Annotated in this window: 22 protein-coding genes; 13 read left to right on the forward strand and 9 right to left on the reverse strand. The window is 53.3% G+C overall.

From position 1 onward, the window contains the following. The first annotated feature begins 103 nt into the window (after positions 1-103). Genes fdnG through fdhE form a run of 4 tightly spaced genes read left to right on the forward strand, consistent with a single transcriptional unit; the run spans position 104 to position 5,627 of the window. Positions 104-3,154 carry a formate dehydrogenase-N subunit alpha gene (gene fdnG / locus PYR66_22630; protein ID WEF28018.1) on the forward strand — a complete coding sequence of 1,017 codons (3,051 nt, stop codon included), beginning with the start codon at positions 104-106 and terminating at the stop codon, positions 3,152-3,154. A gap of 12 nt (positions 3,155-3,166) precedes the next feature. Then, complete coding sequence (gene fdxH / locus PYR66_22635; protein WEF28019.1) at positions 3,167-4,069, forward strand: formate dehydrogenase subunit beta; 903 nt, start codon at positions 3,167-3,169, stop codon at positions 4,067-4,069. Further along, on the forward strand, positions 4,066-4,692 hold the full coding sequence (gene fdoI, locus PYR66_22640; protein WEF28020.1) for a formate dehydrogenase cytochrome b556 subunit: 627 nt from the start codon (positions 4,066-4,068) through the stop codon (positions 4,690-4,692). The genes fdxH and fdoI overlap by 4 nt, the downstream gene beginning before the upstream one ends. A 5-nt stretch (positions 4,693-4,697) precedes the next feature. After that, a complete protein-coding gene (gene fdhE / locus PYR66_22645) occupies positions 4,698-5,627 on the forward strand; it encodes a formate dehydrogenase accessory protein FdhE (protein WEF28021.1) in 930 nt (309 codons plus the stop codon). Between the two features lie 38 nt (positions 5,628-5,665). Here the strand turns inward: fdhE and PYR66_22650 are convergent, their stop codons facing one another. Beyond that, a complete protein-coding gene (locus tag PYR66_22650; GenBank protein WEF28022.1) occupies positions 5,666-6,040 on the reverse strand; it encodes a type II toxin-antitoxin system VapC family toxin in 375 nt (124 codons plus the stop codon). Further along, a complete protein-coding gene (locus PYR66_22655; GenBank protein WEF30531.1) occupies positions 6,040-6,282 on the reverse strand; it encodes a ribbon-helix-helix domain-containing protein in 243 nt (80 codons plus the stop codon). Before PYR66_22655 ends, PYR66_22650 begins: the two co-directional genes overlap by 1 nt. A 203-nt stretch (positions 6,283-6,485) precedes the next feature. Between PYR66_22655 and PYR66_22660 the strand changes: the two genes are divergently transcribed. Continuing rightward, the gene (locus PYR66_22660; GenBank protein WEF28023.1) at positions 6,486-7,403 is read left to right on the forward strand and encodes an alpha/beta hydrolase; all 918 of its coding nucleotides are present in this window, start codon (positions 6,486-6,488) and stop codon (positions 7,401-7,403) included. A 16-nt stretch (positions 7,404-7,419) separates the two neighbouring features. Here the strand turns inward: PYR66_22660 and fabY are convergent, their stop codons facing one another. The 5 genes from fabY to typA all read right to left on the reverse strand — a co-directional run bounded on the left by fabY (position 7,420) and on the right by typA (position 12,250). Continuing rightward, complete coding sequence (fabY, locus tag PYR66_22665) at positions 7,420-8,361, reverse strand: fatty acid biosynthesis protein FabY (protein WEF28024.1); 942 nt, start codon at positions 8,359-8,361, stop codon at positions 7,420-7,422. A gap of 44 nt (positions 8,362-8,405) precedes the next feature. Continuing rightward, entirely contained in the window at positions 8,406-8,843 is a 438-nt protein-coding gene (gene dtd / locus PYR66_22670) for a D-aminoacyl-tRNA deacylase (GenBank protein WEF28025.1), read from the reverse strand. Further along, the gene (locus tag PYR66_22675) at positions 8,840-9,700 is read right to left on the reverse strand and encodes a virulence factor BrkB family protein (protein ID WEF28026.1); all 861 of its coding nucleotides are present in this window, start codon (positions 9,698-9,700) and stop codon (positions 8,840-8,842) included. The genes dtd and PYR66_22675 overlap by 4 nt, the downstream gene beginning before the upstream one ends. Then, entirely contained in the window at positions 9,694-10,293 is a 600-nt protein-coding gene (gene yihX, locus PYR66_22680) for a glucose-1-phosphatase (GenBank protein ID WEF28027.1), read from the reverse strand. The genes PYR66_22675 and yihX overlap by 7 nt, the downstream gene beginning before the upstream one ends. Before the next feature lie 133 nt (positions 10,294-10,426). Further along, entirely contained in the window at positions 10,427-12,250 is a 1,824-nt protein-coding gene (typA, locus tag PYR66_22685) for a ribosome-dependent GTPase TypA (GenBank protein ID WEF28028.1), read from the reverse strand. 376 nt (positions 12,251-12,626) lie between these two features. Between typA and glnA the strand changes: the two genes are divergently transcribed. From glnA to PYR66_22720, 7 genes are all read left to right on the forward strand, one after another. After that, the gene (gene glnA, locus PYR66_22690; GenBank protein ID WEF28029.1) at positions 12,627-14,036 is read left to right on the forward strand and encodes a glutamate--ammonia ligase; all 1,410 of its coding nucleotides are present in this window, start codon (positions 12,627-12,629) and stop codon (positions 14,034-14,036) included. Between the two features lie 188 nt (positions 14,037-14,224). Further along, positions 14,225-15,274, forward strand: coding sequence for a nitrogen regulation protein NR(II) (glnL, locus tag PYR66_22695; protein WEF28030.1), 1,050 nt, complete (start codon positions 14,225-14,227; stop codon positions 15,272-15,274). An 8-nt stretch (positions 15,275-15,282) separates the two neighbouring features. Next, on the forward strand, positions 15,283-16,692 hold the full coding sequence (gene glnG, locus PYR66_22700) for a nitrogen regulation protein NR(I) (GenBank protein WEF28031.1): 1,410 nt from the start codon (positions 15,283-15,285) through the stop codon (positions 16,690-16,692). Positions 16,693-16,972: 280 nt separating this feature from the next. Beyond that, positions 16,973-19,618: a pyruvate formate lyase family protein gene (locus PYR66_22705; GenBank protein WEF28032.1), complete on the forward strand. Its 2,646-nt coding sequence runs from the start codon at positions 16,973-16,975 to the stop codon at positions 19,616-19,618. After that, positions 19,619-19,876: a hypothetical protein gene (locus PYR66_22710; GenBank protein WEF28033.1), complete on the forward strand. Its 258-nt coding sequence runs from the start codon at positions 19,619-19,621 to the stop codon at positions 19,874-19,876. Between the two features lie 58 nt (positions 19,877-19,934). Beyond that, positions 19,935-20,873, forward strand: a complete 939-nt coding sequence (locus PYR66_22715; protein WEF28034.1) for a glycyl-radical enzyme activating protein — start codon at positions 19,935-19,937, stop codon at positions 20,871-20,873. A gap of 61 nt (positions 20,874-20,934) precedes the next feature. Further along, a complete protein-coding gene (locus PYR66_22720; GenBank protein ID WEF28035.1) occupies positions 20,935-21,531 on the forward strand; it encodes a TetR/AcrR family transcriptional regulator in 597 nt (198 codons plus the stop codon). Here the strand turns inward: PYR66_22720 and hemN are convergent. Next, positions 21,517-22,890, reverse strand: coding sequence for an oxygen-independent coproporphyrinogen III oxidase (hemN, locus tag PYR66_22725; protein WEF28036.1), 1,374 nt, complete (start codon positions 22,888-22,890; stop codon positions 21,517-21,519). The two genes, PYR66_22720 and hemN, sit on opposite strands and share 15 nt — an antisense overlap. Positions 22,891-23,078: 188 nt before the next feature. After that, on the reverse strand, positions 23,079-23,585 hold the full coding sequence (gene yihI, locus PYR66_22730; GenBank protein ID WEF28037.1) for a Der GTPase-activating protein YihI: 507 nt from the start codon (positions 23,583-23,585) through the stop codon (positions 23,079-23,081). A gap of 582 nt (positions 23,586-24,167) precedes the next feature. Here yihI and yihA point away from each other — a divergent pair. Continuing rightward, positions 24,168-24,800 carry a ribosome biogenesis GTP-binding protein YihA/YsxC gene (gene yihA / locus PYR66_22735; GenBank protein ID WEF28038.1) on the forward strand — a complete coding sequence of 211 codons (633 nt, stop codon included), beginning with the start codon at positions 24,168-24,170 and terminating at the stop codon, positions 24,798-24,800. Positions 24,801-24,940 lie beyond the last annotated feature (140 nt).

Consider the following 24,940-nt stretch of genomic DNA (forward strand, 5'->3'; position numbering starts at 1 on the left):
TATCCCTCCGGGAGCGAGGGAAATTAGTCCAATTCTGAACCTTTGCAGCCTCTACCGCAAAGTAAATAACTACATGTGACAATGTCGAAACAAGGAGCGAACCATGCAGGTCAGCAGAAGGCAGTTCTTTAAGATCTGCGCTGGCGGTATGGCAGGCACAACGGCAGCAGCGCTGGGCTTCGCCCCGGCGACTGCGCTCGCGGAAACCCGGCAGTATAAGCTGCTGCGGACTCGCGAAACCCGCAACACCTGTACGTACTGTTCTGTCGGCTGCGGGCTATTGATGTATAGCCTCGGCGACGGCGCAAAAAATGCTAAAGCATCCATTTTCCATATCGAAGGCGATCCGGATCATCCGGTAAACCGTGGTGCGCTCTGCCCGAAAGGGGCCGGTCTGGTGGACTTTATCCATTCTGAAAGCCGCCTGAAATTCCCGGAATATCGTGCGCCAGGCTCTGATAAATGGCAGCAAATCAGCTGGGATGAAGCGTTCGATCGTATCGCGAAGCTGATGAAAGAAGACCGCGATGCCAACTTTATCGCGCAGAACAGCGCTGGCACCACCGTTAACCGTTGGCTAACCACCGGTATGCTGTGCGCCTCCGCTTCCAGTAACGAAACCGGCTATTTAACACAAAAATTCACCCGCGCCCTCGGGATGCTGGCGGTGGATAACCAGGCGCGTGTCTGACACGGACCAACGGTAGCAAGTCTTGCTCCAACATTTGGTCGCGGTGCGATGACTAACCACTGGGTTGATATTAAGAACGCCAACCTTGTTGTGGTTATGGGCGGCAACGCCGCTGAAGCGCATCCAGTGGGATTCCGCTGGGCGATGGAAGCCAAAATTCATAATGGTGCGAAGCTTATCGTTATCGACCCGCGCTTTACGCGTACGGCGTCGGTGGCTGACTTCTATACCCCAATTCGTTCCGGTACCGACATTACCTTCCTGTCGGGCGTTATCCTGTACCTGCTGAATAACGAAAAATTCAACCGTGAATACACCGAAGCCTACACCAACGCCAGCCTGATCGTGCGTGAGGACTACAGCTTCGATGACGGTTTGTTCAGCGGCTATGACGCCGAAAAACGCCAGTACGACAAAACCAGCTGGAACTATGAGCTGGATGAGAACGGCTTCGCCAAACGCGATACTACGCTGCAACATCCGCGCTGCGTCTGGAATCTGCTGAAACAGCACGTTTCCCGCTATACGCCGGATGTCGTCGAAAACATCTGCGGTACGCCGCAAGCCGACTTCCTCAAAGTTTGTGAATATATTGCAGAAACCAGCGCGCCGGATAAAACCGCGTCGTTCCTGTATGCCCTCGGCTGGACCCAACACTCCATCGGCGCGCAAAACATCCGCACCATGGCGATGATCCAACTGCTGCTTGGCAACATGGGGATGGCCGGCGGCGGCGTCAACGCCCTGCGCGGCCACTCCAATATCCAGGGTCTGACCGACCTCGGCTTGCTTTCCACCAGCTTGACCGGTTACATGTCGTTGCCGAGTGAAAAACAGGCCGATCTGCAGACTTACCTGAGCGCCAACACGCCGAAGCCACTGCTGAAAGACCAGGTTAACTACTGGAGCAACTATCCGAAGTTCTTCGTCTCAATGATGAAGGCATTCTTCGGCGACAAGGCCACGGCAGAGAACAACTGGGGCTTTGACTGGTTGCCGAAGTGGGATAAGAGCTACGACGTCCTGCAGTATTTCGACATGATGAACCAGGGCAAAGTGAATGGCTATATTTGCCAGGGCTTTAACCCGGTCGCCTCGTTCCCGAATAAAAACAAGGTCGTGGCCTCCCTGTCGAAGCTGAAATTCCTGGTGACCATCGATCCGCTCAACACCGAAACGTCCACCTTCTGGCAAAACCACGGTGAGTCGAATGATGTTGATTCGTCGAAAATCCAGACCGAAGTGTTCCGTCTGCCGTCCACCTGCTTCGCCGAAGAGAACGGTTCTATCGTTAACTCCGGCCGCTGGCTGCAGTGGCACTGGAAAGGTGCGGATGCCCCAGGGATCGCCGTCACCGATGGCGAAATCCTCGCCGGTATCTTCTTACGCCTGCGTAAGATGTATGCCGAAGAAGGCGGCCCAACGACGGAGCCGGTGCTCAACATGACGTGGGACTACTCCACGCCGCATGAACCCGCGTCTGAAGAAGTGGCGATGGAAAGCAACGGTAAAGCGCTGGCGGATATCATCGACCCGGCAACCGGCGCGGTGATTGTCAAGAAAGGACAACAGCTAAGCTCCTTCGCGCAGCTGCGTGATGACGGCACCACCGCCAGCGGCTGCTGGATCTTTGCCGGCAGCTGGACGCCGGAAGGCAACCAAATGGCTCGCCGCGATAACGCCGACCCGTCAGGTCTTGGTAATACGTTGGGCTGGGCCTGGGCGTGGCCGCTAAACCGCCGCATCCTGTACAACCGCGCCTCCGCTGACCCGCAGGGCAAACCGTGGGATCCGAAGCGTCAACTGCTGAAATGGGACGGCGCGAAATGGAGCGGGATGGATATTCCGGACTACAGTACCGCCGCCCCTGGCAGCGATGTCGGTCCGTTTATCATGCAGCCGGAAGGCATGGGTCGTCTGTTCGCTCTTGATAAGATGGCGGAAGGTCCGTTCCCGGAACACTACGAACCGTTTGAAACGCCGCTGGGTACTAACCCGCTGCACCCGAACGTGGTCTCGAACCCAGCCGCCCGCGTCTTCAAAGACGATCTTGAGCAAATGGGTAAAGCCGAGAAGTTCCCGTACGTCGGCACCACTTACCGCCTGACCGAACACTTCCACTACTGGACCAAGCACGCACTCCTTAACGCTATCGCGCAGCCGGAACAGTTTGTGGAGATCGGTGAAAAACTGGCGAATAAGCTCGGCATCGGCCATGGCGATACCGTGAAGGTCTCCTCTAACCGCGGCTATATTAAAGCCAAGGCGGTGGTGACCAAGCGTATTCGTACGCTGCAGGTTCACGGTAAAGAGGTGGATACCATCGGTATTCCTATTCACTGGGGCTACGAAGGCGTGGCGAAAAAAGGCTTTATCGCCAATACGCTGACGCCATTTGTCGGCGATGCCAACACGCAGACGCCGGAGTTCAAGGCCTTCCTCGTGAATGTGGAAAAGGCGTAACGGAGACGACTTATGGCTTATCAATCGCAAGATATTATTCGTCGTTCCGCGACTAACGGTTTCACCCCCGCGCCTCAGGCGCGGGAACACCAACAGGAAGTGGCGAAGCTTATCGACGTCACCACCTGTATCGGCTGCAAAGCCTGTCAGGTGGCCTGCTCTGAATGGAACGATATTCGTGACGAAGTGGGTCACAACGTCGGGGTGTACGACAACCCGGCGGACCTGACCGCGAAGTCATGGACGGTCATGCGTTTCTCTGAAGTGGAACAAAACGACAAGCTGGAATGGCTTATCCGTAAGGATGGCTGTATGCACTGCGCTGACCCGGGCTGCCTGAAAGCTTGCCCAGCGGAAGGCGCCATCATTCAGTACGCTAACGGCATCGTCGATTTCCAGTCCGAGCAGTGTATCGGCTGCGGCTACTGCATCGCGGGTTGTCCGTTCGATGTGCCGCGACTGAACCCGGAAGACAACCGCGTCTATAAATGCACGCTGTGCGTAGACCGGGTAAATGTCGGCCAGGAACCCGCCTGCGTGAAAACCTGCCCAACCGGCGCTATCCACTTTGGTTCTAAAGAGGATATGAAAACGCTGGCTGGCGAGCGCGTCGCAGAACTGAAAACCCGTGGTTACGACAACGCGGGCCTGTACGATCCGGCTGGCGTCGGCGGCACCCACGTCATGTACGTGCTGCACCACGCCGATAAACCGAATCTGTACCACGGTCTGCCGGAGAATCCGGAAATCAGCCAAACGGTGAAATTCTGGAAAGGCATCTGGAAACCGCTGGCAGCGGTCGGCTTTGCCGCGACCTTCGCCGCAAGCATCTTCCACTACGTCGGTGTCGGTCCGAACCGCGCGGATGAGGAAGAAGACAACCTGCATGAGAAAGATGACGAGGTGCGCAAATGAAAAAACGTGACACCATCGTGCGCTACACGGCGCCGGAACGTATCAACCACTGGATAACCGCCTTCTGCTTTATTCTGGCGGCGGTAAGCGGGTTAGGCTTTTTCTTCCCGTCATTTAACTGGCTGATGCATATCCTCGGTACACCGCAGTTGGCGCGTATCCTCCACCCATTCGTCGGGGTGGTGATGTTTGCGTCGTTTATCATCATGTTTTTCCGTTACTGGCACCACAACCTAATCAATCGGGATGATATCTTTTGGGCGAAGAATATTCGTAAGATCGTCGTCAACGAGGAGGTAGGCGATACCGGGCGCTATAACTTCGGCCAGAAATGCGTTTTCTGGGCGGCGATTATTTTCCTGGTACTGCTGCTGGTGAGCGGCGTGATCATCTGGCGTCCGTATTTTGCGCCTGCGTTCTCAATCCCGGTGATCCGATTTGCGCTGATGCTGCATTCTTTTGCCGCAGTCGCGTTAATTGTGGTTATCATGGTGCATATCTACGCTGCCCTTTGGGTGAAAGGCACCATTACCGCGATGGTGGAAGGCTGGGTTACCAAGACATGGGCGAAGAAACATCACCCGCGCTGGTACCGTGAGGTCCGCCAGAAACAGGAAAAATAGACTGAATGAGTATTCGCATAATCCCGCAAGACGAGCTGGGTTCGAGCGAGAAACGCACGGCGGAAGCAATTCCGCCGCTACTGTTCCCCAGACTGAAGAATCTTTATAACCGCCGCGCGGATCGCCTGCGCGAGTTGGCTGCCAACAACCCGTTGGGCGATTACCTGCGCTTTGCCGCGCTGATCGCCCATGCGCAGGAAGTGGTGCTGTACGACCATCCGCTACAGATGGATCTGACCGCCCGCATTAAAGAGGCCAACGAGCAGGGCAAGCCGCCGCTGGATATCCATGTGCTGCCGCGTGATAAGCACTGGCACAAGCTGCTGCATTCGCTGATCGCCGAGCTGAAGCCGGAGATGAGTGGCCCGGCGCTGTCGGTTATCGAGAACCTGGAAAAAGCCTCCGAACCGGAGCTGGAAGAGATGGCCAGCGCGCTGTTTGCTTCCGATTTCGCGTCGGTCAGCAGTGACAAAGCGCCATTCATTTGGGCCGCACTGTCGCTGTACTGGGCGCAAATGGCCAGCCTGATCCCAGGTAAAGCACGCGCCGAATACGGCGAGCAGCGCCAGTTCTGCCCGGTATGCGGATCCATGCCGGTTTCCAGCATTGTGCAAATCGGCACGACTCAAGGGCTGCGCTATTTGCACTGCAACCTGTGCGAGACTGAATGGCACGTGGTACGCGTTAAATGCAGCAACTGCGAACAGAGCCGCGACCTGCACTACTGGTCACTGGATAACGAACAGGCTGCGGTGAAAGCCGAAAGCTGCGGCGACTGCGGGAGCTACCTGAAGATTATGTATCAGGAGAAAGACCCGAAAGTAGAAGCCGTTGCCGACGATTTAGCCTCGCTGGTGCTCGACGCTCGCATGGAACAGGAAGGCTTCGCCAGAAGCTCGATTAACCCGTTCATGTTCCCGGGCGAAGGGGAATAAGTTCTGCATCCCGTTACGGGCGACGCAAGTCGCCCGTCCTATAATTCGTACGGTATGACCACGCCGGGAAGATCCGCAAAATCCTTCGTGTTCCGCGTAATCAGTTCAAGCCGATGAATCTGCGCCGTCGCCAGAATGATGGCATCCGGCAACGTCATGCGATATTCCTGCCGCAGATCAACGCTTCGTTCTGCAATATCATGTGAAACATCAATGATATTAAAAGATCTCAGGGCAATCCGCGTACGCTGTTCCTGGTGATACTTTTTGGCGCCAACCATCACTTCCATCCAGGTAATCAAGCTAATCGCATTCTGCAACGGCCATGCCTCTAGCGCTTGTTGCGCTTCACGCCGTCCACTAAATAAATCAATAAGAATATTGGTATCAAATAGCGCGACGCCCTTAACCATTACCACTCCTCGCGCAGTTTACGTTGGTATTCAACACCGTCTTCTTCGCAGCCTTGCCACAGGCCGAGAGCGCCGGAAATGCTCTCCTTAGCCCGATCTTGCTTTTCCAGGTATTGTTCAACGGCTTCACGTAACAGCTCCGCACGCGGTAGATTACGCTGCGCTTTGAGGTCATCCAGCCGTTTGATGACATCGTCTGATAAATCGAGAAGTATTCTGCCCATATCCCTTTCAACCATCATGTTCATATATACCTCCAGTATATCATTGGCGTTCAGATTATGAGCAATTTACACCCGATAAAAGCTAAGAAGAAGCCGATCCTTGCAGAGAAATGTGCTTTTGCGAGCCGCTTTCCAGAATCCAAACATGGCTGCACCCGGCATATCTTTTCCATAAAAACCAGGCTATAACACTGGATATTAAAACAGTAGAGGGAACGCACATGGCGCTGGAAAAAGGTATTGCTTCGCTGGTTAACGAGTTTATTGCCGCAGGACGGCCGTCATCGCGAGAGCAAAGTATTGATGATCGAAGGGGCGGCTATCTAGCCAGTGCCGTCCTCGCAGGGGAAACGGAAACGCGAGTGCAAGTTGAAGACATCACGCTCGATGGCATGACCTTTCGCGTGGTTTCGCCGCCAAATACCAGCGGCTTAGTACCTACCATCCTTTACTACCACGGCGGCTGTTTTGTTAGCGGCGGCTTTGCCACCCATGACAACCAATTACGCCAGCTCGCCTGGTTCAGCGGATGTCGGGTTATCGCCATTCAGTACCGCCTGGCGCCGGAGCACACCTTCCCGTCAGGACACGATGACGCGGAACAAAGCGCTATCATTATCCATCGGCACGCGAAGCGGCTTGGTGTTGACGCTTCCCGCATCACGTTGGCTGGCGACAGCGCCGGCGGCCACCTTGCCCTCGTCACGGCCCTGCGCCTGAAAGCAGCGGGAGCATGGCAACCAGCGCAGCTCATCCTGATTTACCCCATGCTTGACGCGACCGCCTGCATGGCAAGCTACGTCAGCAACGGCGAAGATTACATCATCACCCGAGATACGCTGATCAGTGGCTATGAAATGTATTTCGCGACAACCTCCGTTACCCATCCGGAAGCCAGCCCACTATGGCGTGAAGATTTTAACGGTCTGCCGCCGGTTCATATCCTGACGGCGGAATTTGACCCCTTGCGCGATGAAGGAGAAGCTCTGCACCGACGGCTAATAGAACAAGGGGTAGATAGCGCCTGTCTGCGCTATCTGGGCGTCATTCACGGTTTCTTTCAGTTAGGTGGAATCAGCCAGACTGCCCGGAATGCCATACGTGATATCGCCTGGCGGGCGCAAGCGCCAGGCCAATAGCCGCGTAAGAAACGGGTTACTCTTCCTCGTTCCCGCCTTCTTCATACGAACCGAACGGCTTCGCGGGCAGCACGATATAGGTGCCTTCAAAAACGGCACCCAGCTTCTCGTCGCCGAAGAGTTCAACCTGCAGCTGCACGCGAGCCTTACGCCCTCGCGCCAGGCGGTCAAGATCGCCGCTTAACGAGCCCAAGTCAGCCACGGCGTTGGGGCGCCCGCTAATGGGTTTACTGTATCGGATATGGGCATCAGCGAGGATGATCGTGCCGCCAAGGTGACGTTCGCGCAGCATCAACCAGATGAGTCCCCAACCGGTTAACGTGGCGAGAGAGAACAAGCTGCCGGCAAACAGCGTGTGGTGCGGGTTCTGGTTTCCCGCCTCGGGCATGGTGGTCATAAACTTCTGCCCGGTGTACTGCTGAATGCGCACGCCCATCTTTTCGCTCAGCGGAATATGCTGATACCAGGCTTGTTGTAACTGTCCACACCAGTCGCCACGGTGCAGGATATCGTCCAGCGAAGCGATAGGTTTAATCATCAGGAAATGACGAATCGGCGTGGTCGTCGGCGTGGTGATTTCGCCCTGGTTCACGAAGCCCAGCTTGGCGAAGAATTCCATCGCGTCCTCACGAGCGCTACAGGTCACCCGTTTCACCCCTTCCTGCCGGGCGACGGATTCGAGGGTCATCGCCATTAAGGTCCCTAAACCTTTATCCTGCACGGAAGGATGAACAGCCATAAAGCGAATCGATGCTTCATTCTCGGCATTGATGTACAGCCGACCGACGGCAACCAGATTGCCCTCTTCATCCACCACCATCTGGTGATGCGCCATCGCATCCCAGGCGTCACGTTCCGACCCTTTCGGTTGATGCAGCGGCTTACGCAGCATCTCCCAGCGGAACTGATAGTAGCTCTCTAACTCTTCTTCTGTTTGCGGTACACGAAGGTGATACATAGCTGTACTCTCTTTTGTTACCCGCAGCCTGCCCGGAAGCTGACTCATACCTGCAACCAAAAGGTCACGGGGCCATCGTTCACCAGTGAGACCTGCATATCCGCAGCGAATCTCCCGGTCTGAGTATTCATCTCTTGCTGGCGGCAACGCCCAACAAAATATTCATACAGCGCTTCCGCGCTGTCCGGCGCAGCCCCTTTTGAAAAGCTCGGACGCATGCCGCGCTCGGTATCGGCCGCCAGGGTAAACTGAGACACCACCAGCACGCTGCCGCCTGCCTGCTGCACATTCAGGTTCATTTTGCCTTCGGCGTCGCTGAAGATGCGGTAGCCCAGCACACGTTCGCAAAGACGATTGGCCTTTTGCTCATCATCGTCTTTTTCGACGCCCAACAGCACCAAAAGTCCCGGGCCGATTTCACCCGTCACTTCCCCCTCCACGGTAACGCTTGCACGGGATACGCGTTGAATTAATGCAATCATGGTTGTTCTGTTTCTTCTTTTTTAAGTTTGCGGTATTCACCGAGAGTGACAGTAATTTCAGCGCCAAGCAAGACGATACACCAGGTCCAGTAGACCCAGACAAACAAAATAGGTACCACCGCGATCACGCCGTAAATCAACTGATACGATGGGAACATCGTGATATATAAAGCAAAAGCCTTTTTACCGGCTTCAAATAACAGCGCCGCCACCAGCGAGCCAATCACCGCATCGCGGTTACGTACCTGGGTCGTCGGCACAATGCTATACAGCAGCCAGAACGCCGCCCACGATAAAATCAGCGGGAAAACCCGTAGAACGTCATCAATCACGCTATTGAGCTCGCTGGCCCAGCGTAGCGAGAGCAAATAGGAGCTGATTGCCAGGCTCGCGCCGGCCAACAACGGCCCGAGAGTCAGGATCATCCAGTAGACGGCGAATGAATACACTTTCGGCCGCGTCCGGCTACTGCGCCAGATAGTATTCAGCGCACTATCAATCGAGTACATCAACAGTAATGAGGTAACAATCAGGCCAAAGGCTCCGACCGCGGTCATCCGGCTGGAGTTCGCCACAAACTGTTCGATATACCCCTGGATGACATCGCCGGTCGCCGGGATAAAATTGGCGAAAATAAAGTGGCGAATCTGCGCACTTACATCGGAAAACATCGGAAATGCGGCGAAAAGTGCAAAAACAACGGCGATCAGCGGCACCAGCGCGAGTAACGACACATAGGCCAGATTCCCCGCCAGCGTCGTCATGTTGTCTTCTTCAATTCGCCGCCACAGCAGCTTAAGCCAGGCCACCAGCGGCCTGGTATGGTGTTTGATTTTTTGATGAACGCTTTTTAGCATAGCTGCTTCGCAAAGTAGTTGGGGATGGTCTCCTTGCCGGTTACCAGAATACTGGTGATCCCCAACTGATTAGCCCCAGCTATATTATCGGCGTTATCATCGAAAAAGACCGCATCTTCCGGCGAAAAACCTTCAGACTGCAGAACGCTTTGATAGATGCGCGCTTCAGGCTTACGCATTCCCATTTCTTGCGACAGATAGATATGATCGGCAGCAGCGCGTACTTCCGGGTATTCGCTCGGCCAGAAGGTGGTGTGCAGACGATTGGTATTAGAGAGTACGACCACGCGATGCCCCTGCTCGCGGAGTTTTTGCATGATGTTGGGGACTTCAGGGCGTAAGGAGACAAAGACGGCCTGCCAGCCGTGAGCAAACTGCTCATAACTCAGCGGCATATTCATCTCATGGCACATCGCGGCGGCAAACGCCTCATCACTAATATCGCCGCGTTCGTGCTGATGAAAAGCATCGCCCATGACAAAATCGTGTTTGAGCGTAGCCAGCGGAATGCGGGTCAAATCACTCCACGTTCCGAGTACCCGGTTGAAGTCGATATCGACAATCACATTACCTAAATCAAAGATATAGAGCATTTTTGTCTCCTTCCGCGCCGTTGAAGATTAACTGTAGCGGGAAAGGAGGGATTTGACTATCAGCGCCCTCTATAAGCGCCAAAAAGAAACCCCGCCGTAGAGGCGGGGTTTAGCTTTCAGCAAGAAGAGGAAATTAATCTTCTTTTGCACCACGCATCGCGCGTTTACGGTCGTTCTCGGTCAGGTGACGCTTACGGATACGGATAGAGGTTGGAGTCACTTCTACCAGTTCGTCGTCATCGATGAACTCCAGAGCCTGCTCCAGGGTCATCTTAACCGGCGGAACCAGAACCGTTGCTTCGTCAGTACCGGACGCACGCATGTTGGTCAGTTTCTTACCGGTCAGGCAGTTTACGGTCAGGTCATTAGAACGGCTGTGAATGCCGATAATCTGACCTTCGTAAACTTCAGCGCCATGGCCGAGGAACAACTTACCGCGATCCTGCAGACCGAACAGGGCGAACGCAACCGCTTTACCCTGACCGTTAGAGATCAGAACGCCGTTGTTACGCTGGCCTACTTCGCCCGGACGAACATCGTCGTAGTGGCTGAAGGTGGAGTACAGCAGACCGGTACCGGAAGTCATGGTCATGAACTCCGAACGGAAACCGATCAGACCTCGGCTTGGGATCACGTAGTCGAGACGTACGCGGCCTTTACCGTCTGGATTCATGTTTTTCAGGTCGCCTTTACGCTCGCCCAGCGCCTGCATGACAGAACCCTGGTGCTGCTCTTCGACGTCCAGCGTCACGTTTTCGAACGGCTCTTGTTTACGGCCATCGATTTCGCGGAAGATAACTTTCGGACGGGAAACCGCCATCTCGAAACCTTCACGACGCATGTTTTCAATCAGAACGGACAGGTGCAGTTCGCCACGACCAGAAACGCGGAACGCATCAGCGTCGGATGTTTCTTCAACGCGTAGCGCAACGTTGTGCACCAGCTCTTTGTTCAGACGGTCCAGGATCTGGCGAGAAGTAACGAACTTACCTTCTTTACCGCAGAACGGAGAGGTGTTGACGTTGAAGAACATGGAAACGGTCGGTTCATCAACAGACAGTGCCGGCAGCGCTTCGACGTTCTGCGGGTCGCAGATGGTGTCGGAGATGTTCAGCTCGCCCAGACCGGTGATCGCGATGATGTCGCCAGCTTCGGCCACGTCGCTCTCGATACGCTCCAGACCCAGGTGAGTCAGGACTTTACCGACTTTACCGTTACGGGTTTTGCCTTCGCTATCGATGATAGTGATCTGCTGGTTCGGCTTCACTTTACCGCGCTTGATACGACCGATGCCGATTACACCAACGTAGTTGTTGTAGTCGAGCTGGGAGATCTGCATCTGCAGCGGACCGTCAAGGTCAACGTCCGGCGCCGGTACACGGTCAACAATCGCCTGGTACAGCGGGGTCATGTCTTCAGCCATGTCTTCGTGGTCCAGACCCGCGATACCGTTCAGCGCAGAAGCGTAAACGATCGGGAAGTCCAGCTGCTCGTCGGTTGCGTCGAGGTTAACGAACAGGTCGAATACCTGGTCGACAACCCAATCAGGACGCGCGCCCGGACGGTCAACTTTGTTGATGACCACGATCGGCTTCAGACCGTGAGCAAACGCTTTTTTGGTTACAAAGCGCGTCTGCGGCATCGGGCCGTCAAAGGCATCAACCACCAGCAGCACAGAGTCAACCATGGACATCACACGCTCAACTTCACCCCCGAAGTCGGCGTGCCCTGGGGTATCAACGATGTTGATACGGTAATCATTCCATTTGATTGCGGTGTTTTTAGCGAGGATGGTAATCCCACGCTCTTTCTCCAAATCGTTGGAGTCCATCACACGTTCTTGTGCTTCAGTACGTGCGTCGAACGTACCGGATTGCTGTAGCAGCTTATCAACCAGGGTAGTTTTACCATGGTCGACGTGCGCGATGATGGCGATATTACGCAGATTTTCGATCACAACTTTGCCTCAGGCATTAGAAATAGCGCGTTATTGTACACGTATTAAGCGAAGTACTGAACAGGATCACAAAGATCCTCCGCAAACAAGTATTGCAGAGTTTGTTTGTGATCGCTTTCACGGAGCGATAAAAGGGCACCGCAATAAAAATTGCACCAAAATGGTGCTCAATGTTCACACTGAAGCACTATTTTGGTGCATGATCTCCATCATGGTGCAGTCCTTTTGCACTATGGTGCGCATGATACAGCGTTTTACCGTACTTTTAAAAGTTGGCACAGATTTCGCTTTATATTTTTTAAGGCAACAACGCCACTTTTAAGCAGTAAGAAGTTCGTTACCACGACGACAATGACCAATCCGGGAGAGTTTAAGTATGTCCGCTGAACACGTTTTGACGATGCTGAACGAGCACGAAGTGAAGTTTGTCGATCTGCGCTTCACCGATACCAAAGGTAAAGAACAGCACGTCACTATTCCTTCCCATCAGGTAAATGCCGAATTCTTCGAAGAAGGCAAAATGTTTGATGGCTCCTCGATTGGCGGTTGGAAAGGTATTAACGAATCCGATATGGTCCTGATGCCGGATGCCACCACTGCGCTGATCGACCCGTTCTACGAAGAACCGACGCTGATCATCCGCTGCGACATCCTGGAACCAGGTACCCTGCAGGGTTATGACCGCGACCCGCGCTCCATCGCGAAACGCGCTGAAGAATACCTGCGCGCAACCGGCATCGCCGACACCGTTCTGTTCGGGCCGGAACCAGAATTCTTCCTGTTCGACGACATCCGCTTTGGCGCTTCTATCTCCGGTTCCCACGTGGCGATTGACGATATCGAAGGCGCGTGGAACTCCTCCACCAAATACGAAGGCGGCAACAAAGGCCACCGTCCGGGCGTGAAAGGCGGTTACTTCCCGGTTCCGCCGGTAGACTCCTCCCAGGATATCCGCTCTACCATGTGTATGATCATGGAAGAGATGGGCCTGGTTGTTGAAGCTCACCACCACGAAGTCGCTACTGCTGGCCAGAACGAAATCGCGACCCGCTTCAACACCATGACCAAAAAAGCGGACGAAATTCAGATCTACAAATATGTGGTGCACAACGTTGCTCACCGTTTCGGTAAAACCGCGACCTTTATGCCAAAACCGATGTTTGGCGATAACGGTTCCGGCATGCACTGCCACATGTCTCTGTCCAAGAACGGCGTAAACCTGTTCTCCGGTGACAAATACGCGGGCCTGTCTGAGCAAGCGCTGCACTACATCGGCGGTGTTATCAAACACGCTAAAGCGATCAACGCCCTGGCGAACCCGACCACCAACTCCTACAAGCGTCTGGTCCCGGGTTACGAAGCGCCGGTTATGCTGGCTTACTCCGCGCGTAACCGCTCTGCTTCCATCCGTATTCCAGTGGTCACCTCGCCGAAAGCGCGTCGTATCGAAGTGCGCTTCCCGGATCCGGCGGCTAACCCATACCTGTGCTTCGCCGCACTGCTGATGGCGGGCCTCGACGGTATCAAGAACAAAATCCATCCTGGCGATGCGATGGACAAAAACCTGTACGATCTGCCGCCGGAAGAAGCGAAAGAAATCCCGCAGGTTGCCGGTTCTCTGGAAGAAGCGCTGAAAGAACTGGATCTGGACCGTGAGTTCCTGACAGCAGGCGGCGTGTTCACCAATGAAGCGATCGATGCGTACATTGCGCTGCGTCGCGAAGAAGATGACCGTGTGCGCATGACTCCGCACCCGGTTGAGTTCGAGCTGTACTACAGCGTCTAATTTTGCTGTAAATCCATGGTGCTCCCGTGTTGTGGCACGGGGCGCCAGGGATATTTTGTTGCCGTGGAAACTTTCAGCCCATCTCAGGATGGGCTTTTTTCTCCAGCAACACGCTGATCTCTCGCGCTTTTTACCAATAAAAAGCTATACTGCACTAAAATAGTGCAACCATTTCAGGAGACTGTCAGATGGCAACAGGCACACAGCCCGATGCTGGGCAGATCCTCAACTCGCTGATCCACAGTATCTTATTGGTCGATGACGACCTCGCGGTGCATTACGCCAACCCGGCGGCGCAGCAGCTGCTGGCACAAAGCTCGCGTAAATTATTTGGTACGCCGCTACCAGAACTGTTGAGTTACTTCTCATTAAATATCGGCCTGATGCAGGAGAGCCTGCGGGCGGGTCAGGGCTTCACGGATAACGAAGTGACGCTGGTGATTGACGGCCGCTCGCACATTCTCTCCTTGACCGCCCAGCGTCTACCGGAAGGTTATATCCTGCTTGAAATGTCGCCGATGGATAATCAACGTCGTCTGAGTCAGGAACAGCTGCAGCACGCTCAGCAGGTCGCGGCGCGCGATTTAGTGCGCGGTCTGGCGCACGAGATTAAAAACCCGCTCGGCGGTCTACGCGGCGCGGCGCAACTATTGAGTAAAGCGCTGCCAGATCCATCGCTGATGGAATATACCCAGGTGATTATTGAACAAGCCGACAGGTTACGTAACCTGGTCGATCGCCTGTTGGGACCGCAGCACCCAGGCATGCACGTCACGGAAAGCATCCATAAAGTCGCAGAACGTGTGGTAGCACTGGTGTCAATGGAACTGCCGGATAACATCAAGCTGACCCGTGATTACGACCCGAGCCTGCCGGAGTTGGCGCATGACCCGGAACAAATCGAGCAGGTGCTGTTGAATATCGTGCGCAACGCGCTGCAGGCGCTGGGGCCCGAGGGCGGCGAAATCATCCTGCGTACCCGCACCGCCTTCCAGCTAACGCTGCACGGCGTACGCTATCGCCTGGCGGCGCGAATTGATGTGGAAGATAACGGCCCGGGTATTCCACCCCACCTTCAGGATACGCTGTTTTATCCCATGGTCAGCGGCCGCGAAGGCGGCACTGGCCTTGGGCTTTCCATCGCCCGCAGTCTTATCGATCAGCACTCCGGCAAAATTGAATTTACCAGTTGGCCAGGCCATACCGAGTTTTCGGTATACCTGCCCATTCGGAAGTAGAGGTGTTTATGCAACGAGGGATAGCCTGGGTAGTCGATGACGATAGCTCCATCCGTTGGGTACTTGAACGCGCACTCACCGGGGCGGGTTTAAGCTGCACCACATTTGAAAGCGGCAATGAGGTGCTTGACGCCCTCACCACCAAAACGCCGGACGTTCTACTCTCCGATATCCGCATGCCGGGGATGGATGGCCTGGCGCTGTTAAAACAGATTAAACAACGCCACCCGATGCTTCCGGTCATCATTATGACCGCGCATTCGGATCTGGATGCCGCCGTCAGCGCCTATCAGCAGGGAGCCTTTGATTACCTGCCAAAACCGTTTGATATTGATGAGGCGGTGGCGCTGGTCGACCGCGCAATCAGCCACTATCAGGAACAGCAGCAGCCGCGTAATGCGCCAATCAGTAGCCCGACGGCCGATATCATCGGCGAAGCGCCAGCGATGCAGGATGTCTTTCGCATTATCGGCCGCCTGTCACGTTCCTCAATCAGCGTCCTGATCAACGGCGAGTCCGGTACTGGTAAAGAGCTGGTCGCCCACGCGCTGCACCGCCATAGCCCGCGCGCCAAGTCGCCGTTTATCGCCCTCAACATGGCGGCGATCCCGAAAGATTTGATTGAGTCCGAACTGTTCGGCCATGAAAAAGGGGCCTTTACCGGCGCCAATACCGTCCGTCAGGGGCGTTTTGAGCAGGCCGACGGCGGTACGCTGTTCCTTGATGAAATTGGCGATATGCCGTTGGATGTCCAGACGCGCCTGCTGCGCGTGCTGGCTGATGGCCAATTTTACCGCGTCGGCGGCTACGCGCCGGTGAAAGTCGATGTGCGGATCATTGCCGCGACCCATCAGAACCTTGAATTACGCGTGCAGGAGGGGAAATTCCGCGAGGATTTATTCCACCGCCTGAACGTGATTCGCGTCCATTTGCCGCCGCTGCGCGAACGGCGGGAAGATATTCCGCGCCTGGCGCGCCACTTCCTGCAGATTGCCGCCCGCGAGCTAGGCGTGGAAGCCAAGCAGCTGCATCCGGAAACGGAAGCGGCGCTCACGCGACTGGCCTGGCCTGGTAACGTGCGCCAACTGGAGAACACCTGCCGCTGGCTAACGGTGATGGCGGCGGGCCAGGAGGTTCTGACCCAGGACCTGCCGGGCGAGCTGTTCGAGACCTCGATTCCCGATAGCCCGACGCAGATCCAGCCGGATAGCTGGGCGACGCTACTGGGGCAGTGGGCCGACCGCGCCCTGCGTTCCGGTCATCAAAACCTACTGTCGGAAGCGCAGCCGGAGATGGAGCGTACGCTGCTCACCACCGCGCTGCGCCATACGCAAGGGCATAAGCAGGAAGCCGCCCGTCTGCTGGGCTGGGGACGTAATACGCTAACGCGTAAGCTGAAAGAACTAGGGATGGAATGATCTCGCACGCTGCTGGATTTCGTGCAGCGCTGATTGAGTAACACGCCGGCGATGTAAAAACGTCTTTCACCCCCCATCTGAAAGGCGTTTTGACTGCCGAAAAGGAATGATAATAGTTACTATATTAATCAACCATTAATATCAATGTTGAGGTAGATCAACTGTGCATACCAATTACTGAACGATCCGTTTACTAATTATTTTTTGAGCGATATCGTTGCCGCCATGAATCGTCCCTCAGCCAGAGGAGCCTCTGTCATGGAACAAGGAGCACACGGCAATGCTGCATTCAAAAGAACAAAATCAAAGTTCCCTTCCCTTAAGTTTTCAATACGGCAAAGCACCTGACGAAGTAATGGACCGTGAAATTAAAGTCACGGGTTCGCCACGCGCCAAAAAATTACTCGACGATTATTACGAAGCTAAAGTCTCTCTCGATACTGAGTTTACGTACTGGTATACGCAGAAATGGATTGAAGCGGAAGGACATCATCCGATGTTACGTCGTTCAATGGCGCTGAAAAGCGGCTTTGAACATCTCACCCCCATGATCACACGCGGCGAATTACTGGCGATGCAGAAGACTCGTTATGTTCGTGGCGCTTATATTATGCCGTGGACATCCAATCGTTTTCCGCTCAATAGCGAAGAGCAGATGGAAACCGAGTCCGCTAAAGCCGCAACCAAAAGTCTTGAGGATGTCACGATTGTAGCTGAAGGCGGCGGCAACGTGACAGAGAGCGTGGGTAATGTGCTCTCTATTTCTAAACGTTTCGGCGTACGCCGTGAAGAATATCCTGTCATTGTGGAGCTTTGCCGCTACTGGAAGAATAAATCAGTCGAGGACTCTTCATTTATGTGGGCTGCCATGCACCCACGTTTCGAGCAATTTCTGAACATGAAAAAAGCGGTGCTGATGTGTTCAGATTTGGAGACATCCGTTCGTCACGGTCGCAACGTCGTCAACTTTCAGTATCCGCTACAAATCGGTTTTAAAGGCATGTTGGAAAAATGCCGTGGTAAAATTGCGGAAAACACCGGTGGTTCGCCTGATAGCCTTGCATTCTGGCAGGGTACGATTCTGGTTATTGAAGGCGTCCAGGCATGGATTAATAATTACGCTAAAGAAGCCAAACGTATGGCTGAAATTGAGCGCGATCCAACTTTGCGGCAAGAGTTAGTCGATATGGCCGCCCGCCTGACATGGATTATCGATAATCCTCCGCGTACCTTCCTCGAAGCCAGCCAGCTAATGTGGACTTGTCATATCGCGGTCCTGAACGAAATCCAGGGGTCAGGTATCTCTCCGGGACGCATCGGTCAGGTACTCTACCCATTCTGGGAGAAAGATATCAGGGAAGGTCGAATCACTCGCGAAGCGACGCTGGAAATTCTCGAATGTATGCGCGTCAAATTCACCGGGATAGATTTGGCAATGGCGGTCGGCACTATTGGTTTACTGGCCGGTAGTACCTTTAACAACGTTGGGATCGGCGGTTTAAAAGCGAATGGTGCGTCAGCTGAAAACGAACTAGAAGAACTGATTATGGAGGCAGCGATGCGCTGCTCCACACCCCAACCAACCCTCTCAATGCTTTACGATAGCAAACTCAGCGATAAGTTTGTTTTGAAAGCCGTCGAGTGCAATAAGACGGGTTCAGGATTCCCGGCCTGGGTCAATAATCGCGTAGCCATTGAATACTTAATGAAAACCTTTGGCGGAGAAAGCATCTCCCTGGAGGATGCGCGTTCATGGACTATTGGCGGCTGCCTGGAAATTCAGCCCGGCGCACTGGTCAACGGTAAAATCGGCGCAGGATCTTACAGTTCTACTGGCGTGGGCTTCATCAATATGCCGAAAATCCTGGAACTGGTACTATGGGATGGCGTAGACCCGCGTACCGGAACGCACGTCTTTGAACCACACGGTCTGCCACTCGACAGCTTTGAGCAGGTCATAAGTCAATTTAAACACTATTTCCACGAAGTGGTGGTACTGTTTGAGGAGATGTTCAACATTAAATCCGCCTCTACGCTGGAAGTCGATAACCCGATTTTTTATTCGGCACTTATGGCAGATTGCATTGATTCAGGTCTGGATATCGATCGTGGCGGCAGTCGTTACAACCGCTGCTTTACCACCTGGATCTCCGGACAGGTTAACCTGACAAACTCACTGGCTTCGATTAAGAAAAACATTTTTGACGAACAGAAATTCTCCCTCAACGATCTGAAGGCGGCACTGGAGAATAACTTCGGTTATCAAAATGTTTTCGAAACCGGTAACTATTCCATGTTCGACCAAAAACGAGTGACCGACTATTGGGCGAGGATTCACTCGCAATGCCTAAGCGCGCCTAAGTTTGGCAACGATGACCCTTATGTCGATGATATATACAAAGATATTGTAGAGTACTTCCGCGATATCGTACCTGAAGTCAATGATGTGTTTGGCCGCCCCTGGGTACCCTGCATGTTGTCGGTGACAACCCACGGTCCTTTAGGACAGGCTTGCGTCGCCTCAGCAGATGGTCGTTTGACAGGGCTGACTCTGGCAGATGGCGCGCAATCGCCTTATCCGGGGACTGATGTGAGCGGCCCCTATGCCGTCTTCAATTCGGCAACCTGCATCGATCATTCCGATTTTATGAATACGCAGCTGAACACAAAAATTCACCCATCAGCCATTAAAGGCATCCAGGGTTCAAAAAAACTCCAGGAGCTGATTCGCGCCTATATGGATCAAGGTGGCTATCACATTCAATTTAACATCGTCGATTCACGCATGCTGAAAGATGCGCAGGAAAATCCCGGTAATTACCGCGATCTGATGGTACGCGTCGCCGGATTCACGCAGTACTGGGTTGAATTATCAAAACCCATTCAGGATGAAATTATTTCCCGCACAGAATATGAGGAAATCTAAATGAACAAGGAATATACCTGCAACGACTGCCAGAACTGCGCCCCGTTCGATGTATTTAAAGGTACCTGCGAACATTTACAACAACGCGTGCTTCTGGAATCAGACGCTCAAAATTGTGCGTCATTCATACGTAAAAGCCAGTGTAAATTTTGCCAACAATATTGTGTGAAATCTGGGACGGAATTTGTCGGTATGTGCCAGGAAAAAATGGTGTACCCCACTATGATTGCCTGCGAAAAGTTCCAGCCGCTGCGCTAATCACTATCTCTGACGGGGCCTAACGGCTCCGCATTATTAACCATGGAAGGGTTATATAATGAAAACAAATGAAAACGTCGCGTTGATTTTTGATATTCAGGGATTTTCCGTTCACGATGGTCCCGGAGGAAGAACACTGGTTTTCTTTAAGGGCTGCCCCTTGCACTGTACCTGGTGCAGTAACCCTGAAGGTGAATGTTCAGGCAGAGAAGTCATGTTCCGCGAAGATAGTTGCCAACAGTGTTATAACTGTGTGAGACAATGCCCGGAGAAAGCGATTACCGTACAAGCTAACGGTAAGATAGCGTTTGAACGTTCACATTGTCAGCAATGTAATTCGCTGACATGTGTAGAATATTGCTACGACTCCGCACTGGGTATTGCCGGAAAATATTACACGCAAGAAGAGTTGATTCAAAAAATAGAGCGCGATCGGCGATTTTGGGGAAGCGGCGGCGGAATAACCCTCGGAGGCGGTGAAATGATGAGCCAGTATAAATTCGCCGCCCGCTTCCTGGAACAATGCCATCGCAACTATATCCATACTGCAATAGAAACCTCTGGCTATGCCTCATGGAGTCATTACCAGGAAGTACTCAAGCATACCGACTGGGTCTTTGTTGATATTAAACATATGGACGATACCCGACACCGTGAAGGGACCGGCGTATCTAACAGGTTAATCCTCGAAAATATTCAGAAAATGGCGCAATACTACGGCATATACCGGCTGATCCCGCGGATCCCTGTAATCCCTGGATTCAATGACGATGCCCATAATCTATGTGAAACAGCCAACTTTCTGCATCAAACTGGCCTACGGGAAGTAAATTTACTCCCTTTCCACCGGCTAGGATCGTCAAAATATAGCCAGTTAAGCCGCCAATACGAATTTGCTGAAACCGCCTCATTAGCTCCGGATCAACTTTCAGCGATGAAAGAGCATTTTGAAAATCTGAATATTCATTGTTATATAGGTAGCAATACGCCCTTCTGACTTTTCTTTCATCATCACTTGCTTATACTCTTAAGCCAAATAGGAGAATGAGGGAAGTGATATGCAGATAAAAAGAGGCCGGAGGCGGGATGACAGCGTACGGCTATCTATCCTGAAAGCAATGCTGGGGTTGGTTGAGGAAGGGAATAGTTTTGCCAGAATCTCCATCGAACAACTGGCTCGCCAAGCCAGCGTTAGCAAAACAACGATTTATAAGTGGTGGCCAGGTAAAGAGGAGATTTTTTGTGAGGCCTTTTTGCTTCACGCCTGTGAAGCGTTGCCAATACTGGAATATCACGCAAATGATCAGCACGATTTTTATGCGCAATTTATGATCCGCACGATGGAGATGAGGGCGTTCCACCGTACCCCCATAGCCAGAGTGATGATTGGTCTTGCGCTGGAACACCCTGAAATTGCGCAGCAACTTTACCAGAAACATCAGCAGCCACGTTTTCAAACGATGCAAGAAATTTTCACCCGTTGGCTTACGGATCATACAACGCAAGAAGACATTACTTTCTTTCTGAAGATGAGCTTTTCGCTTATCTACAATTCTTCAGCAGCAAATTCCGATGAAGAGGTTGTTACGCTTATCCGTCGCCTATTCCGCACGGTATTTCCATACTATGCGGAACTCGACTTAAATCACCCGTGAGAACTGCTGCAGACGCGCCTTCTGACGCAGGTAGGCATCAAAGCACATGCAGATATTGCGAATCAACAAGCGGCCTTTCGGCGTCACCTGGATCCCCTTCTCATTAACATCCACCAGCCCATCTTTCGCCAGCGGCGCCAACAATTTCATATCTTCAGCAAAGTAATCAGCGAAGGTCAGATCCCACTGCGCTTCGACCGCCGCGAACTCAAGGCGGAAGTTACAAATCAGCGCTTTGATGACGTCGCGGCGAATACAGTCATCACGGGTTAGCGCAATGCCGCGCCACAGCGCGGTTCCGCTTTCATCCACCTGTTGATAGTACTGCTTAAGCGCTTTCTGGTTCTGCGCGTAGCAGTCGCCGATCATACTGATCGCCGAAACGCCCATCCCGAGCAGATCGGTATCGCCCTGAGTGGTATAGCCCTGGAAGTTACGGTGCAGTACGCCTTCACGCTGGGCAATCGCCAGTTCGTCGTCCGGGCGAGCAAAGTGGTCCATGCCGATAAACTGATAACCGGCGTCGGTCAGCGAGCCGATGGTTTCCTGCAGAATATCCAGTTTCTGCTCCGCGCTGGGTAAGTCAGCGTCTTTAATTTTGCGCTGTGCAGCGAAGAGCGTTGGCAGGTGCGCGTAGTTAAATACGCTCAGGCGATCCGGGTTGAGCTCGGCCACTTTCTGCAGGGTGAAAGCGAAACTTTCCGGAGTTTGCTTCGGCAAGCCGTAAATCAGGTCAATGTTGGTCGATGTGAAGCCAATCTCACGCGCATGGCGCAGCAGCGCAAAGATAAACGCTTCATCTTGTTCGCGGTTAACCAAACGCTGCACTTCTTTATTAAAGTCCTGCACGCCCATGCTCAGGCGGTTAAAACCTTCGGATCGTAAATGATCCAGTACATCCAGTTCAATTTCACGCGGATCGACTTCAATGGAGATTTCCGCATCGACGTTGAAGCTGAAATGGCTGCGCAGCAGAGTCATCAAGCGGCTGATTTGCGCTTTGTTGAGGTAGGTCGGCGTACCGCCGCCCCAGTGCAGTTGGCTCACCTGACGGCCGGCAAAAAGCGGCGCGCGGTGAATGATCTCCTGCTCCAGGACATCCAGATACTGGTCGGCTTTATGCTGCTGGCGAGTGACAATCTTATTACAGCCGCAGAAATAGCAGAGCTTATGACAGAACGGGATATGGACATACAGCGACAGCGGGCGCTGTGGGTAGCGGGCGACAGCGGCCGCAAAATCCGCGGCGCCAAACGCCGGGGAAAACTCCAGCGCGGTGGGATACGAGGTATATCGCGGCCCGGAATAGTTATATTTCTGGATAAGGGCCAGATCCCAGTCAATTAACTGCTCAGACATGCTCACTCCTTCCGATGGTGCCGCCGACGGGTACGCCGTCCCGGCCCAACCGCACCTCGGGTAATGAGCCGGTTGCGCAGCCATTTCTGACGCCGCGACAACCGTCTTAGTTTAACGAATAACCACAGCAGATAACATATAACCAGAAGGGTTATAAGCAAGACCGGGAATCCGATAGGATGCAAACGTTAGTTTCCACCCTTCAGCAGGCGCATCATATCTTCCTGACGCTCTTCTTCTTCCTCATCCTCGTCATCATCATAGGAGAGGCCGAGTTGCTGCATCAGCGCGTCAATACGATCCAGTTTGGCATCAACCCAGCTCTGCTCTTCAGCATTCAGGGTACCACCTTCTTCCAGACGTTCCAGCAGCGCGTCCAGGCGCTCATCATTCTCCAGCAAATCCAACTCAGCCTGCGGTGAAAGCATAGGTTTCTCGCTCTTTGGTTTGTGCTGCTTAACGGCCGGGGTGCTTTCTGTCACGCCCAGCGGGATCGGTTTTTTGCTGCCAATACGCGGGTCCTGTTGCTGACCGCGGCCTTTGCCTGCTGAAGCAGCATCGCCGCCGCCTGCGCGGCTGCCTGCCGCGTGGCCACGGTGTTTTTTCTGGCGTTTACGGTCGCGTGCTTCCTGGTTCAATTCTTCACGCGACTTACCACGTGCTTTGCCGCGTGATGCGGATGCCGGTTTTTTCATGATGTGTAATCTTCAGACAGTTTTCTTCAGTATAGAATTGAGGCGGAATCTAGCAGAAAGCAAGCAAAGAAAAAAGGCGACAGATTAATCTGTCGCCTTTTTCCGCACTGACAACCCTTAATGGGTTTCCACTTTCCGTGTTCGCTATCGACGTACCCTGTCTTTCCTTTAGCTTTCAACGGTCCCTGTTCTATCCTTTTCCCTTTTAAAAACGTCTCCAGACGTTTGTCATCCTGACAATCCCGGCCTTCGCCTCCTGGCGTTCCCGGCCCCTCGTCCTGAGTCGTCATCCTCCAGCATCCTCGCCTTTGCCCACTACTTTACCGTTTTGCTGAAAACCGACAACCACCTGTAGGATGAAAAGCCAACCTCATCATTTAAATTTTCATGTAATAATATGATTTAACTATAAATTGTGAATTTAGTATCAGGTTTTTCTCACAAATTTCGTATAGTCCTTATAGTCAATGTCTCACAAAGCTCATGGTTTTTACTTACAGCAGCGACGTGCGGTAAAAACAGCCTTTTTCTGCCTTTCAGGTATAATCCCCGCCATAGCCTGATTTTACGGAGACGACAGTCTTGACCAACTGGAATTATCAACAGACGCATTTCGTCACAAGCGCGCCTGATATCCGCCATCTTCCGTCCGATACCGGAATCGAAGTGGCATTTGCTGGCCGTTCAAATGCGGGGAAATCCAGCGCGCTGAATACGCTGACGAACCAGAAAAACCTGGCGCGTACCTCGAAAACGCCGGGTCGTACCCAGCTTATCAACCTGTTCGAAGTCGCTGAAGGCAAGCGCCTGGTCGACTTACCAGGTTATGGCTACGCGCAGGTGCCGGAAGAGATGAAAATCAAATGGCAGAAGGCGCTGGGTGAATATCTTGAAAAACGCCTGTGTCTGAAAGGCCTGGTGGTTTTGATGGATATCCGTCACCCGCTGAAAGATTTGGATCAACAGATGATTGAATGGGCGGTGGAAAGCGATATCCAGGTACTGGTATTGCTGACTAAAGCCGATAAGCTCGCCAGCGGCGCGCGTAAAGCGCAGGTCAATATGGTGCGTGAAGCCGTACTGGCCTTCAATGGCGATGTACAGGTTGAACCCTTCTCATCGCTGAAGAAATCTGGCGTAGATAAGCTGCGACATAAGCTGGATAGCTGGTTTAACGAGATCCCGCCGCAGGAAGCCGTCGAAGACGCAGAGTAACCCCCATTTTTCCGGATAACGGCGCCCTGCGCCCTATCCGGATGTTCATCTTACGCAGCATTAACAGCGTAAAACTTTTCTTTCGCGCAATAAAAAACGCCCCGGTCATAAATGACCGGGGCGGCTAAAATATTCAGCCA

This window comes from Klebsiella aerogenes, assembly GCA_029027985.1.
GTDB lineage: Bacteria > Pseudomonadota > Gammaproteobacteria > Enterobacterales > Enterobacteriaceae > Klebsiella > Klebsiella aerogenes_A.

Coding starts and splice junctions, on each gene's coding strand:
- PYR66_22650 (WEF28022.1), bottom strand. CDS start 6,040: ATGGTTAAGGGCGTCGCGCTATTTGATACCAATATTCTTATTGATTTA.
- PYR66_22655 (WEF30531.1), bottom strand. CDS start 6,282: ATGATGGTTGAAAGGGATATGGGCAGAATACTTCTCGATTTATCAGAC.
- fdoI (WEF28020.1), top strand. CDS start 4,066: ATGAAAAAACGTGACACCATCGTGCGCTACACGGCGCCGGAACGTATC.
- glnA (WEF28029.1), top strand. CDS start 12,627: ATGTCCGCTGAACACGTTTTGACGATGCTGAACGAGCACGAAGTGAAG.
- yihX (WEF28027.1), bottom strand. CDS start 10,293: ATGCTCTATATCTTTGATTTAGGTAATGTGATTGTCGATATCGACTTC.
- PYR66_22715 (WEF28034.1), top strand. CDS start 19,935: ATGAAAACAAATGAAAACGTCGCGTTGATTTTTGATATTCAGGGATTT.
- PYR66_22660 (WEF28023.1), top strand. CDS start 6,486: ATGGCGCTGGAAAAAGGTATTGCTTCGCTGGTTAACGAGTTTATTGCC.
- fdxH (WEF28019.1), top strand. CDS start 3,167: ATGGCTTATCAATCGCAAGATATTATTCGTCGTTCCGCGACTAACGGT.
- yihI (WEF28037.1), bottom strand. CDS start 23,585: ATGAAAAAACCGGCATCCGCATCACGCGGCAAAGCACGTGGTAAGTCG.
- fdhE (WEF28021.1), top strand. CDS start 4,698: ATGAGTATTCGCATAATCCCGCAAGACGAGCTGGGTTCGAGCGAGAAA.
- hemN (WEF28036.1), bottom strand. CDS start 22,890: ATGTCTGAGCAGTTAATTGACTGGGATCTGGCCCTTATCCAGAAATAT.
- fabY (WEF28024.1), bottom strand. CDS start 8,361: ATGTATCACCTTCGTGTACCGCAAACAGAAGAAGAGTTAGAGAGCTAC.
- PYR66_22675 (WEF28026.1), bottom strand. CDS start 9,700: ATGCTAAAAAGCGTTCATCAAAAAATCAAACACCATACCAGGCCGCTG.
- glnG (WEF28031.1), top strand. CDS start 15,283: ATGCAACGAGGGATAGCCTGGGTAGTCGATGACGATAGCTCCATCCGT.
- PYR66_22720 (WEF28035.1), top strand. CDS start 20,935: ATGCAGATAAAAAGAGGCCGGAGGCGGGATGACAGCGTACGGCTATCT.
- glnL (WEF28030.1), top strand. CDS start 14,225: ATGGCAACAGGCACACAGCCCGATGCTGGGCAGATCCTCAACTCGCTG.
- PYR66_22710 (WEF28033.1), top strand. CDS start 19,619: ATGAACAAGGAATATACCTGCAACGACTGCCAGAACTGCGCCCCGTTC.
- PYR66_22705 (WEF28032.1), top strand. CDS start 16,973: ATGCTGCATTCAAAAGAACAAAATCAAAGTTCCCTTCCCTTAAGTTTT.
- dtd (WEF28025.1), bottom strand. CDS start 8,843: ATGATTGCATTAATTCAACGCGTATCCCGTGCAAGCGTTACCGTGGAG.